Origin of the sequence: Paenalcaligenes sp. Me131 (assembly GCF_050487225.1) — a bacterium.
GTDB lineage: Bacteria > Pseudomonadota > Gammaproteobacteria > Burkholderiales > Burkholderiaceae_B > Paenalcaligenes.
Genome location: NZ_JBKQGY010000001.1, coordinates 878275 through 891397 on the forward strand (window position 1 = coordinate 878275; position 13123 = coordinate 891397).

At 46.6% G+C, this 13123-nt stretch carries 16 protein-coding genes and 1 pseudogene; 11 read left to right on the top strand and 6 right to left on the bottom strand.

Going from position 1 to position 13123, the window contains the following annotated elements:
* The first annotated feature begins 298 nt into the window (after positions 1 to 298).
* Positions 299 to 748 (top strand): annotated as a pseudogene (gene rdgC, locus ACLPHM_RS04200) (recombination-associated protein RdgC).
* A gap of 59 nt (positions 749 to 807) precedes the next feature.
* On the opposite strand, the gene ACLPHM_RS04205 reads toward rdgC, so the two are convergent.
* Together ACLPHM_RS04205 and ACLPHM_RS04210 are read right to left on the bottom strand one after the other, a co-directional pair.
* Positions 808 to 1464 (bottom strand): hypothetical protein, encoded by a 657-nt coding sequence (locus ACLPHM_RS04205; RefSeq protein ID WP_430220011.1) that lies wholly within the window; start codon positions 1462 to 1464, stop codon positions 808 to 810.
* 52 nt (positions 1465 to 1516) lie between these two features.
* Positions 1517 to 1810 carry a hypothetical protein gene (locus ACLPHM_RS04210; RefSeq protein WP_430220012.1) on the bottom strand — a complete coding sequence of 98 codons (294 nt, stop codon included), beginning with the start codon at positions 1808 to 1810 and terminating at the stop codon, positions 1517 to 1519.
* Positions 1811 to 2031: 221 nt separating this feature from the next.
* On the opposite strand from ACLPHM_RS04210, the gene ACLPHM_RS04215 reads away from it, so the two are divergent.
* Positions 2032 to 2322 (top strand): helix-turn-helix transcriptional regulator, encoded by a 291-nt coding sequence (locus tag ACLPHM_RS04215; RefSeq protein ID WP_430220013.1) that lies wholly within the window; start codon positions 2032 to 2034, stop codon positions 2320 to 2322.
* A 219-nt stretch (positions 2323 to 2541) separates the two neighbouring features.
* Positions 2542 to 2754 (top strand): HNH endonuclease signature motif containing protein, encoded by a 213-nt coding sequence (locus ACLPHM_RS04220; RefSeq protein WP_430220747.1) that lies wholly within the window; start codon positions 2542 to 2544, stop codon positions 2752 to 2754.
* A gap of 628 nt (positions 2755 to 3382) precedes the next feature.
* Here ACLPHM_RS04220 and ACLPHM_RS04225 read toward each other — a convergent pair.
* Both ACLPHM_RS04225 and ACLPHM_RS04230 read right to left on the bottom strand, forming a co-directional pair.
* Positions 3383 to 3538: a hypothetical protein gene (locus ACLPHM_RS04225; protein ID WP_430220014.1), complete on the bottom strand. Its 156-nt coding sequence runs from the start codon at positions 3536 to 3538 to the stop codon at positions 3383 to 3385.
* Positions 3539 to 3695: 157 nt separating this feature from the next.
* Positions 3696 to 4175: a hypothetical protein gene (locus tag ACLPHM_RS04230; RefSeq protein WP_430220015.1), complete on the bottom strand. Its 480-nt coding sequence runs from the start codon at positions 4173 to 4175 to the stop codon at positions 3696 to 3698.
* 504 nt (positions 4176 to 4679) lie between these two features.
* Here ACLPHM_RS04230 and ACLPHM_RS04235 point away from each other — a divergent pair.
* From ACLPHM_RS04235 to ACLPHM_RS04265, 7 genes are all read left to right on the top strand, one after another.
* Positions 4680 to 5198, top strand: coding sequence for a DUF1440 domain-containing protein (locus ACLPHM_RS04235; protein WP_430220016.1), 519 nt, complete (start codon positions 4680 to 4682; stop codon positions 5196 to 5198).
* 312 nt (positions 5199 to 5510) lie between these two features.
* A complete protein-coding gene (locus tag ACLPHM_RS04240) occupies positions 5511 to 6008 on the top strand; it encodes a tetratricopeptide repeat protein (RefSeq protein ID WP_430220017.1) in 498 nt (165 codons plus the stop codon).
* Positions 6009 to 6226: 218 nt separating this feature from the next.
* Entirely contained in the window at positions 6227 to 7036 is an 810-nt protein-coding gene (locus ACLPHM_RS04245) for an SEL1-like repeat protein (RefSeq protein WP_430220018.1), read from the top strand.
* A 235-nt stretch (positions 7037 to 7271) separates the two neighbouring features.
* Positions 7272 to 7598: a hypothetical protein gene (locus tag ACLPHM_RS04250; protein WP_430220019.1), complete on the top strand. Its 327-nt coding sequence runs from the start codon at positions 7272 to 7274 to the stop codon at positions 7596 to 7598.
* Between the two features lie 216 nt (positions 7599 to 7814).
* Positions 7815 to 8357 carry an SH3 domain-containing protein gene (locus ACLPHM_RS04255; RefSeq protein WP_430220020.1) on the top strand — a complete coding sequence of 181 codons (543 nt, stop codon included), beginning with the start codon at positions 7815 to 7817 and terminating at the stop codon, positions 8355 to 8357.
* Positions 8358 to 9420: 1063 nt separating this feature from the next.
* The gene (locus ACLPHM_RS04260) at positions 9421 to 10491 is read left to right on the top strand and encodes a YkvI family membrane protein (RefSeq protein WP_430220021.1); all 1071 of its coding nucleotides are present in this window, start codon (positions 9421 to 9423) and stop codon (positions 10489 to 10491) included.
* A gap of 18 nt (positions 10492 to 10509) precedes the next feature.
* On the top strand, positions 10510 to 11640 hold the full coding sequence (locus ACLPHM_RS04265) for an HPP family protein (protein ID WP_430220022.1): 1131 nt from the start codon (positions 10510 to 10512) through the stop codon (positions 11638 to 11640).
* 83 nt (positions 11641 to 11723) lie between these two features.
* On the opposite strand, the gene ACLPHM_RS04270 is transcribed toward ACLPHM_RS04265, so the two are convergent.
* Together ACLPHM_RS04270 and ACLPHM_RS04275 are read right to left on the bottom strand one after the other, a co-directional pair.
* A complete protein-coding gene (locus ACLPHM_RS04270) occupies positions 11724 to 12029 on the bottom strand; it encodes a hypothetical protein (protein WP_430220023.1) in 306 nt (101 codons plus the stop codon).
* Positions 12030 to 12066: 37 nt separating this feature from the next.
* A complete protein-coding gene (locus ACLPHM_RS04275) occupies positions 12067 to 12465 on the bottom strand; it encodes a GFA family protein (protein WP_430220024.1) in 399 nt (132 codons plus the stop codon).
* Between the two features lie 181 nt (positions 12466 to 12646).
* Here ACLPHM_RS04275 and ACLPHM_RS04280 point away from each other — a divergent pair, with 181 nt between their 5' ends.
* Positions 12647 to 13117, top strand: a complete 471-nt coding sequence (locus ACLPHM_RS04280) for a GNAT family N-acetyltransferase (protein ID WP_430220025.1) — start codon at positions 12647 to 12649, stop codon at positions 13115 to 13117.
* Positions 13118 to 13123: the final 6 nt, after the last annotated feature.

The following is a 13123-nucleotide window of genomic DNA, read 5'->3' on the forward strand; positions in this document are numbered from 1 at the left end:
AGAGCCATTAACAAACGCAACTCAGCCGTCTTGATCGTATTGCTCTCCATTTCGACCATGTCCTTCCTTTGTTTATGCAAGACATAGATCGCCGCGACCACAGCTCCAATTGAACCAAACGCCTGGACCCAGACCGCTGCTCCGTCTTCTAGCGCTACAGTGACTGGTGAACCCCAAAAGACCCAGGCCATTATTGCCAAAGGAATGGCTATAACTAAAGCCATACGCCACCAGCACTCCTTTACGCACCTAATAATCTGACCGGCTTGTTTCTCGGTCATTTTTCTTAATACCTATCATGCAAATTAAAAACCTACGGATCTACCGTTTAGATCCCGCGTGGGCGCTCGATGCTGCCCAACTCTCTGAACTGCTTGAACACCACCACTTTCAACCAGGCACTAGCCAAGACCCTATATCACTTGGTTGGATCTAACCACGCGCCGGGCACGGCCTAGTCTACCAAAATGACGGGCAATTGTTACTGTGCATGCGTAGTGAAAGAAAGCTGCTGCCTAACTCCGTCATCAACCAAGTAGTACGCGCTGAGACACTGCGATTAGCCGCTGAAGCCCAAGGCTACAAGCCCGGGCGTAAGCAAATGCAGGAAATCAAAGAGCAAGAAACGTCCATTTCTGGCGATGATGAAGAAATTTTCAACTCGGAAATGGCACTCATCACGCGAGAGCTTAGCCGTCTGCTTGATGACCTACTCGATGCGCTCGGAGGTGAACAAAGTCGGAGTTAGTTAGAGCCGAAAATGCCAACTTCAATAATCTATCAATACAATAAATACAAAATGCTCTACTATTTCTCAGATGCTAGGGCTTCAAAGTAATTTATTTCCCGTTCGTGCTCTCCTGGTCCTGGATGAGAATTACCCAGCCAGTAATACCCCATATCTTTCCAGCACTGTTTCGCTATCTTATTTGCGTCCCTAAGATAGGTTACGGCACAGTCAAGCCTCTCGCCCCCTACTTCTATACCATCATCATAGTCTTGCAAGCAATAACCTAGCTTATCAGCGCAAGCTATAAGTTTCCGATTGAACTCTTTATTCACCAAGTCATTAGTTGGCCTCAATAAATTTGCTATACGCCTTTGTGATGTCCTGAGAAATCTCTGCATGTCATTTTCGTCACGTTGCTGACGTATAAGGTCTCCGATAAGCTTAGCAACCTCCGCTTGTCGGCCAGCCAAAGACCTCCTTGCTGATTTAACTTGCTCTTCTCTTTCTTTCCTAGCCTGTATGCCCGCAAGTCGGAGAGACATAACCACGGCACCGACAGTACCCAAAGCCGTGAGCACTTCAACCCACGTAGCGCCAAAGATGAGCGGCCAATCCAACATGTAGCTCGTAATACCACCTGCAACTGCGGCGCTTGCAATCGCTACCGCGATATGAAACCAAAACTCAGACTTCCAGTCTGACCATACCTCTTTCCACCACTTTTCTTTTCGCATACTCCCTCCCATCCCATAGACCCACCAAGTGCGTCTGGGTTGAGTAAGAACCTCATCGATACTTATTCAAATAGCCTAGAACACGAGCAACTGTTTCTGAGTCTTCGGGATCATCAACCTCTATCATCAATACAGCACCCCAGCTCCTCGCCTCAACAACCCCTCCTCTGCGGCGAACCAGACTTGTCCGCCATAGCGGAGGTGTTTTTATATCAGGAACTTGGTCTTGTTTAACCAGATACACACCTTGCATAAAAATACGTGGATTCAAGCTCCCTTTTATGAGATCTCCTTCAGTCACGCGTTGAGACTTTGGATTGGGCTCATCAGTATTAAAAAAAACCATAAAACCCTCTAAATATTAATTACCTATCAAACACCAAGACTCTTCCCCAAAGAATTATCCCATCAGGAGGGGGGGTTAGAGAATTTTCTTAAACCGGAAGATAGCATGACACAGATACAAACACTCGAGAACATGGGACAGCACAGCCACATACCAGTCGCTAGGCCAGTACCGGACAGCTCTACTCAAAATGCTCAGCGGTAACATAACGGAGGTATAACGTGAATAGCATTCCCAACACCCAGAGCAAAGTGTTTTCCCGCATGAGTGCAGATCTCACTGAAGCCTCTCCTGTACAGGAAAAGCTTACTCTTGATGACATCGAACCTAAGGCTCTGTACAGATGGGGACAGATTAAAGACGTACTGCCAATCTCTGAATCTACCTGGCATAGACGTATAGCAGAACGAAAAGCCCCCTCGCCTATTACGCTCAGTAGACGTTGCACTTTATGGCGTGGGGCTGATGTATTAGAATGGTTAAAACACCCAGACAAGTACAGCGCCAAATAATGGGGGCATACTTGGGGGCATGGAATAGCGCAGTAAAAGTGAAACATACACGCATCAATGCTTATAGACTGAATTGCCGTTTCAGTACCGCCTACCAAAACACTTCCAAACAGTGCCTAGGACTGCCAAGCAAAGCCGCACATCACAACGATCTGCGGCTTTTTGTTGCCCAGAGTTACTAGTCTTGCCAAGCTCTGCCCAGAACAGTGCCTATTAAAATTGCTCTATGACAACAAATGGACATGTTGCATTTGCCGCTCACGAACGGACTCCGTCATAGTCCATCACATTGACCCATGGGTAGCCAGCCGCTCACACAATGCAAACAACTTAGCCGTACTTTGCCCTAATGACCACAGCAAAGGTGATCTTACTCAGAATTTAACGCCAGAAAGACTTCGAAAAATAAAAAAACTCTGGAGAGCGAAGTAAAAGCAGACGGTTCAATCGTAATAAGACAGGCAGCTCAACCTGTAGATGAGTATTGGTATTTCTTCAATCTTCTGCGCTTATATGAGCTAACTGTGCATCAGAAGTTAACTTAAAACAAACCACCTCACTACTCACAGGCAATAAGAGCGAGTATCCTTGATGCCGATGGGCACTTAGTGCCAGAGGGTCGCTCTAGCCTATATGCGTATTCAGGTATTCATTCATCGTTAAGGACGGTATGCCCGAATCCTCTGGTGAGTTTGTGTTATGTATTAACCAATTCGGCCATCTACGTCTAGGCAGTCGAGTCCTGAATTCCGATACGTTGCGCTACCAGTGGCAGGTCGACTGCGAGATTTGCAAAACAGTGACGCATTATCTTCCTATACCGTCAATCAACTAGGAGCCTAGCAATGAACAATAAGACTGTTTTGAGTGACGAGCAGATAGCCGAAATAGCTATACAAAACTGTACTCTTCTAAATGGCTGGTGGTCTCACGCAAACGGCGCCCGAATACTAATTCCCGGCCCGTCCAGCCAAACCATAGGCCACCAGCGCCCCTTCCTCGACATGCGCTGGCTTATCAGCAAGCAAGTCGGCAGAAAGATACTGGTGGCGAACTGCTCCTATCGGTGACGCTTTCCAGGATTTTTCTTGTGGTGGGTATGCGGGCCACGCTCCCTGCTCACATTTGCACCTTTTCTGGAAATGGACATGCCCTTGGGTAGGGCGGGACGCGGAGTGCGCTTGCGGTCAGCTTCAGTAACGATTTTAGTACTCATGGAAATCTCCCTAGTTTGTAGGTTGCTTAAGCCTTCCATTGTTACACATCCGCTTGAGCGCTGGTAGCCCATCAAGAAAGAGCGCGGTCCCTTCAAAACCACATCAACCCTACTGGCGAGCAAACGAGAGGCCCTTCGTAAGAGGGGCATCACACAATTACTCAAACCTGAACATTAATGGCTCGTACTGTACGGTAAGCGTATCAGTAAAAAACTCAGTCTTGTAACGATCGAACTTTGACCGAGCCCAATAAAAGGCAGCATCATAAAATGCGTCGTAAGTATCTATAGACTCTGGCTGCAACGCCCGCATCGTTGCTACCAGCAGGCACGACAAATCATCTAGCGCGTCGTAACCCTGGTCTGCGCTCACTGCCTCTAACGATGTAATGAAATCCCCACTGCGCTGCATCTGCACTTCTAGCGTTGTTTCATTCTTGATAGAAAAACGCCATCCGTCATCACCCATTGGCTCATCAACTTCAAAGGTCAACAAATCACACTGGTGCACTTCCTTTAGATGCATGATTAGGCGCTCTTTCAAGCCCTCTAACTTCAATTGCATAGCTGATGCCGGAGATGCCGCCGAGATGCTTATCAGCAGTACCGCCATAGCAATTGATCTGGAAATCAACACAAGCTCACCTCATCAATGGGCGATGATGAAAAGCAGAGTAAACACTGCCGTTATTAAAGAGGTGTAATTCTACTTGAGCGCTATTGGCTACTGAGCCAACTGCAGATCAACACCTTGCTACATGCCCCCTTCATCCATGATGGGTACCAAGATTAGCATAAGTCTACCTACACTCTCTCATGGGCACACCGACCAATATATGATTGCGGCTATCTAATACATGGATTTATATTTTTTTCATTATTTATTTTATCCAGTACAGAAAGACCATATAGAGTCTGTAAGCATTCTTTTATAAGTAGCTCGTCGAAGTATTAGACAATAACCCTCACATCATTTCACCGCATGACTATTAGCAATCCTCCTACTCACGTCAATCAAAACGTTGCGAAAAACATATTGAAACAAAACATGTCGCTCCTCTATCGCGCCATACGGATACATTAGTCACGACCATCCTACATATACCTTCAACTTAAACTTCAGTTTAATAAGGACTCAGTGATGAACTTACTTGAAACCACACAAAAACAGTACCGGCATGTTTGTTTAGCTATTTATATAGGTGTAGTTGCAGGTATTTTTTCAGCCCTAGTTAAATCTGGCTTTGAAACACTAATCCCACCTAGAACACCAGAAACCACGCCACCGCCAATTGTCTTGCTCGAAAAGCTTGGCTTCCATGTTGACTCTATGACATACGAATGGCTTGGCTCCTCAATTAATTGGGGTGGGAACGGGGTCCATATACTATTTTCAATCGCCATGGCTATTGTCTACTGCGTTCTTGCCGAATACTTGCCAAAAGTAAAACTACTTCACGGTATTGTTTTTGGGTTCTTCGTCTCTGTATTTGCACACGGCTTAGTAGTCCCTTTGCTGGGCTTATCCGGCTGGTTATGGATTGCAGGCACTGAAGCTTTAATCTCTGAATTCATCGGAACAGCGTTTTGGATATGGTCCATCGAGGCTGTGCGCAGCAACCTCAGATACAACTTCACAAAAGAGCTAGAGATTCAATAATTAAACTGGCTCTATGGATACGATACTGCCCAAAAATTAGGTGCAGTATCGTAGGATGCTCTCGCATACTCACCGCATACACACTCAGTAATTTTTGCTCTCTTAGAAGGCTCTAAAATCCTGTTTTTTAATCAGCACTTAGAGCCAGGCTACGCCCCCTAGCATCCAGTAAGCTGCCCCCACTGATCCATACCAATCTGAACGCGGCAACACTACTCTATCGTCCTGACACTAAGCCTCACTTTACTCCGTCATGTAAATTGCTATGATCGAGCTTTGTCGAATATCCGTTCAGTTCCTCTGGCATCAATAATGAAAAAAACATGGACGCAACTTCTCTCTTGTTTGCTACTCTCTCTTAGTATCAGCTCTTTTTCTAAAGCGGAGTCTAGAGCTGTAGATCAAGACCTTTTTAAAACCATTCAACGAGAAGCAGAACAAAGTAATCCTCATGCACAATACTATCTAGGCCTGCTTTATTACTGGATGAACTACTACGGCAAGGCTCATGAGTGGTTCGAGAAAGCCGCCGAACAAGGACTTGCTCAAGCACAATTTAGTCTAGGGGTTATGTACGACCAAGGTAGAGGAGTTCCTCAGAACGATGTAAAAGCGTTTGAGTGGTACGAAAAATCTGCTCAACAAGGCGATGTTGATGCTCAGTTGAGTCTAGGCGTTATGTACATGATCGGTCAGGGAACTCCTCAGAACCAAGCCACAGCAAAAGAACTTTTCAAACAAGCTTGTGATAACGGTGACAAAACCGGTTGTAATAACTATCGTCTCCTGATGAGTGAACTTGCTGAGTAAACCTTTGAGACAATACGCTTTTAAAATAGCTTGTCGTCTTAGTAGCACATCAAAGCCCCTTATCGGGGCTTTTCCTTTACCACTCTCCAGTAACTTCGCTAAGCCTGCCGAACATGTAGCCAGACATTGAGTTTAAAAACGGCCAGATGCTAACCGTTTAAGCCTCTCTGAGTAGTGCTTATAATTTAAGATAAGCAAAAGCCCTCCTGAAACACACCATGAAAAGCCTCTTAGTATCCATCACATTAATTTTTAGTATTCACTCACTCTCTTTCGCTGAACCTGAACGTAGCCAAGAGGAAATGTTCATGGAGCTTAAGGTAAGTGCAGAACAAGGAAACTCAGATAGCCAAACACATTTAGGCAGTTTTTATTTGTTTGGCCTAGGAACAGAGCAAAACCCTATAAAAGCATTGGAGTGGTACGAAAGAGCAGCTGCACAGGGCAATCCTTATGCTCAACTCAATCTAGCTCTTATGTATGACAACGGACAAGGCATCCAGCAAGACTACGAGAAAGCTCGTCAGTGGTATGAAAAAGCGGCTGAACAAGGAGACGCTACAGCCCAGTTCAATCTAGGATTCATGTACGCAAAAGGACAAGGTGGTCTACAAGATTATGCAAAGTCTCGTGACTGGTACGAAAAAGCAGGTGACCTAGGACATACTCAGGCTCTATTCAATCTAGCACTCGTGTATGCAAACGGCGAAGGCGTCCAGCAAGACTACAGAAAAGCTCGTGAATTGTATGAAAAAGCCGCCATTCTAGGAGAGGTTAGAGCTCAACTAAATCTAGCTCTCCTGTACCACAGCGGGCAAGGCATTCCGCAAGACTATGCGAAAGCTCGTGAGTGGTACGAAAAAGCCGCAGCACAAGGAGTTGCTATAGCACAATTCAATCTAGGGTCCATGTACGTAAAGGGGCAAGGTGTTCAACAGGATACTGCTACTGCGAAAGAGATGTTTGGAAGTGCCTGCAAAAATGGGCTTCAAGAAGGATGCAATGCATACCGTATCTTAAACGACTGATACTTTAACAATAGAATCAAATCAAATCAGATCAGTGCTTTGCCGCTAATTTATTAGCTTAAGACCCCGCCTTGCTATGCCATCATGCACTGCCTCGCAGGTTAATTAATAATTCTGGCAGCATCGCCACAAACATCTTAATCACACTTGTACACCCCTGCAACCTATTTACCATGTCTGCCCACTTTGCAGTGTCTGCATAGTCCAAACCAAATCAACAATCGCTGGAGTAAAAATGGAAAACCTAAATAAAATGACGTCTCCACCACCATCCAACTCAAGAGACATAAAAGCTTATTGGCATGCCATTTTAGAGATATCTGGTTTGTTGGTCGGTGAAGATTTTGATGTAACACTTTTCATGGGAAATTACCGCACACATATTGAATCAGGAAGGCTTCTTAAAACTGAAAACGGTTTCAAGCTATCTGAAAATGGGCATCGTTATTTCTGCCAAAGACTCCATGATAAAAAAGTGTCACGGCAAGAGGTAATAGCCATGATGCGAAAGATTCTCTCACCAACTCCACCTCTTGGTTGGGAGCAGATCACAATACCTTAAGTTTACTTTGGGAGTGGTAGGTATGAAAAAGCGGCAATAATCTTCTATTTAACACCACCTTTCTCATTCTCATACCTCTCCGAAAGACACTGGAACGATAGCAATATATTTCCTACTTTTCTTCTTGCTACTTTAGTCTGGCTGTTTTTTCATCCAGTTTAATAACCATGAGCTAAATGCTAGATTACGACATCACTCTATAATGATAAGAATTCAATGAAGTTTTCTGGCCGTGGCTTAATTGCCGTTATTTTCCTAGTTGTTATTGCAAAAGCTTGCGGCTCCGACAGTCCATCCAGCAAGGTTCGGTCAACAGTTCCAGTTGCAGTGGCTCCATCCCAGAGCTCTTTTGTAGCTCCCTCAACTACTACTCTACCAACGATCGTACAAAGGCCCACACGCTACATTGGACCGAAATCACTTAACGTCCGCTCCTCTGCAAATGGCAGGGTGCTAAGCAGCCTTCCTCACGGTCAAGCTGTGACTATTTATGAGGAGCTCAACGGGTGGAGCAGAATCAGCACTGACACCGAGACTGCAAAATGGATTTCTAGTGAGCATCTTTGTGTAGAAAAAGACTGTAGTGATATAAAAAAGTGGATGACACCGCCTGCTTCACCGCCTAGACCTGTCGTTTCTCGAAGCTACAGCCCTTCATCAACCCGATCAAGCTGCCCATGCTCTTCAAACAGTAACTGCTACGGCCCCAGAGGGGGCAGGTACTGCATTACATCAGGTGGGAACAAAAGGTATAGATAACTACAATACAGCACAAACAACCACCCCGAAGGGTGTGTAGGACCTAGGGATATATATCAGCTTCGTATTGATACATAGCTTTAGGCATTGGCGATCCAAACAGATCATAAGCCAAAATGCATAGACGCAAAAAAGCCCACCGAAGTGGACTCTATATAGGTACTTTTGAAAACCAATCTTTCGATCCATCAAAAATGCCATGACCGTATACGAATAGCTTTTCTGACATTTTCCGCTGCTTGTTTTCCCTCATCAACCACTTTCTCATCGTCGCCCTGATTTGTGGCAGAGTAGGATATAAACGAACCAGCCAAAACTAAAATAATACCCGTCGCAATTATCAACCTACGGCCAAATACTGTCTTCTTAGTGCTAGCGAACACCAGGGGCCATAGCAGCACCGCCCCCACTATTGCGATCACCTCACCAACCACAGGCCGTCTCCTGATAATCTCAAAAATTTCCGACATAGAAAAGATACTTATGTCGTACAGCACTCTTCTAAAAAGAACACAACGATAATAACAGCACAATCAGGTAGCGAGTGACAGATCTTTATTGCCATTTTCCCTCAATTTCTTCCATGCAATGAGTTCAGCAATAACAGCTTTTGCAGCCTTCACACTCTTCATGAGCAAAAAAAAAACGCCACCAAGCTCAGGCAAGCTATGGTGGCGTAAAGCTTTTCCATTACCTTAACGTATGAAAAAACATGCACCCTAAAGATAGCCTGCCAAGCGTCCTCATAAAATAAGAAACTTCTGATTATTCCTACCCCCAGCGCACTTCCCCCCAATCTGTAGTGTCACCCCCTCCCTCCATACCACCCTAATCTGTGAATTTTTGGTTTCAGGTCCAGCATCTGATCGTCAATCCCCTATAGATGGCAGTGGCATTCAGACCATAGCGTTGGTATGCTTACCAGCTACGTATTTTTGACAAAACCATCCCTATTTCGGAACGCTGAAGCACTGAAATACTAAGAACTCTAGCGTCACAGTGCTATCTACCCGCTATTTCCGTATACACAAACAATAATTTTTAGCTCCTCGGAGAAAAATGCATGTCGAATATTAAAAACATCCTGGGCATAGCAATGGCTTTTGTAGGAGTCGTTGTGGGTGCTGGTTTTGCTTCAGGACAAGAGGTATTGCAATTTTTTAGTAGTTTTGGCTACTGGGGGCTTCTGGGGGGAGTAATCAGTGGCTTGTGTTTTGCTGTGCTGGGGATGGCGGTTGGTGAGTTAAGCCAAGTATCGGTATCGCATTCGTTTAAAGAAGGGTTGTATTTGATTTGTGGGCCACGACTAGGGATTGTGGCTGACATCATGATCACCTTCTTTATGTATGCCATTGCTGTGGTGATGTTTGCGGGTGGTGGCTCGTTGATGGAGCAACAATGGGGCATACCTGCAGAGTACGGCAGTATTGCTGTGATGTTGGTCACGGTGTTAATCGTATTTTTGCGCGTCAACCGAGTTTTGGCCTTTATTGCTAGCATCACGCCTTTATTGGTGTTGATGGTGATTGTTCTGTGTATTTACAGCTTGGATACACGCAGTCTGCCTTTAGATGAACTGGATATTATCGCCAACACAAAACCCCAAGGAGCAGGTAATTGGCTAGTAGCCGCCCTACTCTATGTGTCTTACAACATGGTGGTAGGTGCGCCGTTTCTGATGATTGCGTGTTCGCAAGCCACATCTAAACGTAATGCGCTGTTAGGCGGTCTGGTGGGTGGTTTGCTGCTAGGTGGGTTGATTGTTTTGATTAGCGTCAGCGTGTTTGGCCGTATCGATACTATTGGCTCAGCAGCTTTGCCTATGTTGATGTTGGCTACCGAGCAGTCTAGACTTTTTGGGACGCTGATCTCAGTCGTTATTTTCGCAATGATTCTGACCACATCAGTGGGCGTTTTGTATTCTTTCTCGGCGCGTATTTTTACCCCTAATACGCTGAAGTTCAATATTGGTACGGCTGTTGCTGCTGGCCTAGGGCTAATAGGCACAAAGGTCGGTTTCATTAACTTGGTGGGCACGGTCTATCCATTTTTCGGCTACTTTGGCTTTGTGCTAATGGCCTGGATTCTGATTGCCTGGATACGTTTACGTTACGTGGGCAATCGTCCTGCTTGATCGCCCACAGTCAACTCTATGCTCTTCATTCAAACACTGTGGCAGCGGTTGGGGCCTGTGGCCTCGCGTCCTTCTTGGAAGGAGCTGGCACGCTCCAGTATTGGCGTTGGATTAGGCGTTGCGCTCGCCTGCTTGCTGGTAGTGCTGGCCGATTATGTGCACCCCCACCTTCTGTTCTTATTTGCTCCACTAGGCGCCAGCGCAGTGCTGGTGTTTGCCGTGCCCAGCAGTCCGCTGGCACAGCCGTGGAACTGCATCATTGGCAACAGCGTATCCGCGTTTTATACCCTACTGCTACTCTGGGCGCTTCCCTTTCTGCCTCATACCGTTCTGGCGACTCTGGCTGTAGCAGGTGCGGTGGCGTTGATGCTTCTGCTGCGCGCCCTGCATCCGCCCGGTGGTGCTGTGGCCTTGATGATGGTGTTAGCGGCAGAACGGCTTTTGCCCGTAGATTGGCTGCTGCTACTCCCCGTGACAATGCTTTCAGCTACTGTCGTTGCCGTAGGTGTACTCTATCATCGCGCTTGCGGTCGTAGCTATCTGCAGCACTCCCCCGCTGCCACCAAGACCCAACGCCCCAGCACTCGTCTAGCGCTCAGTGAGGATGATCTTCAACAACTGCTACAACGCTTTGAACAGAGCTATAACCTAACACCTGAGGATTTGGGTGATCTGCTTGCTGCCGCCGAAGAAGACGCGATCAAACGCCGCATGTCCAGTGTGAACTGTGGCACGGTGATGTCCTCTACCCTACTTACCATTGGCGTAGAGACCCCTCTTGAAGAAGTAGCGGAGCTCTTTCATCGTCATCTGATTAAAAGCTTGCCTGTGGTGGATGATAGAGGAGAATTGATTGGGCGTGTACTGCGTGCCGACCTGTTCGACTGGCTCTGGGAAGACCACCACGCGCGTCAACAACAAACACTATGGAAACGTCTGCGCAATAAATCACCTAAAGAGCAATCAACCGCCAAGGAACTAATGCGCATGCCTGAGATGAGTGTGCAAGAAGATACACCTATGGGTGATCTTTTGCAGGAGCTGGCATCGCATGATGTGCAGTTCATTGCTGTATTACGCGAGAAAGTTCTGGTTGGTGTGATCACACGCTCTGATGTGATTCGTACGCTGCTGGCTCTTAACCAATAGATTGATCGCATGGCGAGTAAGCTACAACGACGACCTAGACGCCGTTAGAAATCAGCAGTCCAATGCGAGCAACCTACTAGCGTTCACTTGGCAGGCGTAAACACCACCTTCCTAAACAGAGCCCAAAAAACTCCAATAGCGACTACGGCCGCACCAACTACGGCTATGGCCATCACATAAGCATCAGACGTGGCCAGCATCAACGCTGTAATCGTACTCACCCAATACGTAAGCACTGCGGCAGCTACGATAAATGCCATCTGCATCGCCACTCGTGCCTTGCCGACTTTCCAAAGGACTATTGCTAGCAGCGCTACCGCTACAGAAAGCAAAATAGGCGCGACGAGTGCAGCACCACATACCACAACTAGAAAAATAGCTATCTGCACCCTAAAGCCTCACTGGTTTTATTGCTGTTCATCATGATTATCTGCCCGCTTGCCACTCTGGGTAGGACTGAACCGCAGCATCGTCTTGCAGCCAAGCCACGTCGTGTGAGCGCCAAATGTGCGCTGACGGCCTACCACCTTGATCCTCATCTAAGGTCGCGACACGAAGAATAACGTGCGGTTGATGAGTACGCTCTGCCACCAGATGCGAGCCACACACAGAACAGAAACGCCTGAGCTTGCCGGGCGACGACTCAAAACTGGTTAGCAGATCTTCCCCGCGTATCCAACGAAAATGCTCTCGCATTACACCCGCTGTTGAAGCATAAGCCGCTGCATGCGCTTTACGACAAGTATGGCAATGACAGTGCCCTATAGGCATATCGAGCTGATCTATTTCATACGCGACGGCACCGCATAAACAGCTTCCCTGCATGTAATCCCCTTGAGAGTTATTTCTACTTATTCATTCCCTAAAACACGCTCAGTGTAGCGCTTCGGTTGCTTTTATGGCTCGTTGTTTTGCATCCGCGAACCTTGCCAAAGCTAACACTACCAGTACACTGATAGAGCACCTCCAAGATATCCTATTCTCTAGCACAGTGACACGCCCAACCATGACTGACATCACTCTCCGAACAGCACGTTTCCCTAGCGATCAACCCGCAGTACTTGAGATTTTTAGAGAGTATGTCAAAAGCCCTCAGCAAGACCTGTCCTACCAAAATTTTGAAGCTGAATTTGCCTTACTGCCAGGCGACTATGCAGAACCTACTGGCTGTATTCTATTAGCGTGGCACAAGGATAATGTCGTTGGGTGTGCGGCTATCCGCAAAGTTGATCATTCAACATGCGAGCTAAAACGGGTGTATGTTCGCCCTGTTGCGAGGGGCTTAAATATCGGCAAATTATTGGTTGAGCAGTTAATCGCGAAAGCTACGCTGATTGGCTATTCGCGTATGTGCTTAGATGTGTTGCCTGAGTTTCTTACCGCGCAAAAACTCTACGAATCCTTAGGTTTTCTGCCTGCTAATCCCGTTAGTTACAACCCCGTTCCTGGTACTAAGTTTTTGGCTTTAGCACTGTAAGCACAA

Bases quoted from the DNA above. Each gene is read 5' to 3' on its own strand.
- ACLPHM_RS04205 (WP_430220011.1), bottom strand. From the start codon at position 1,464: ATGCGAAAAGAAAAGTGGTGGAAAGAGGTATGGTCAGACTGGAAGTCT.
- ACLPHM_RS04210 (WP_430220012.1), bottom strand. From the start codon at position 1,810: ATGGTTTTTTTTAATACTGATGAGCCCAATCCAAAGTCTCAACGCGTG.
- ACLPHM_RS04225 (WP_430220014.1), bottom strand. From the start codon at position 3,538: ATGAGTACTAAAATCGTTACTGAAGCTGACCGCAAGCGCACTCCGCGT.
- ACLPHM_RS04235 (WP_430220016.1), top strand. From the start codon at position 4,680: ATGAACTTACTTGAAACCACACAAAAACAGTACCGGCATGTTTGTTTA.
- ACLPHM_RS04240 (WP_430220017.1), top strand. From the start codon at position 5,511: ATGAAAAAAACATGGACGCAACTTCTCTCTTGTTTGCTACTCTCTCTT.
- ACLPHM_RS04245 (WP_430220018.1), top strand. From the start codon at position 6,227: ATGAAAAGCCTCTTAGTATCCATCACATTAATTTTTAGTATTCACTCA.
- ACLPHM_RS04250 (WP_430220019.1), top strand. From the start codon at position 7,272: ATGGAAAACCTAAATAAAATGACGTCTCCACCACCATCCAACTCAAGA.
- ACLPHM_RS04255 (WP_430220020.1), top strand. From the start codon at position 7,815: ATGAAGTTTTCTGGCCGTGGCTTAATTGCCGTTATTTTCCTAGTTGTT.
- ACLPHM_RS04260 (WP_430220021.1), top strand. From the start codon at position 9,421: ATGTCGAATATTAAAAACATCCTGGGCATAGCAATGGCTTTTGTAGGA.
- ACLPHM_RS04265 (WP_430220022.1), top strand. From the start codon at position 10,510: ATGCTCTTCATTCAAACACTGTGGCAGCGGTTGGGGCCTGTGGCCTCG.
- ACLPHM_RS04275 (WP_430220024.1), bottom strand. From the start codon at position 12,465: ATGCAGGGAAGCTGTTTATGCGGTGCCGTCGCGTATGAAATAGATCAG.
- ACLPHM_RS04280 (WP_430220025.1), top strand. From the start codon at position 12,647: ATGACTGACATCACTCTCCGAACAGCACGTTTCCCTAGCGATCAACCC.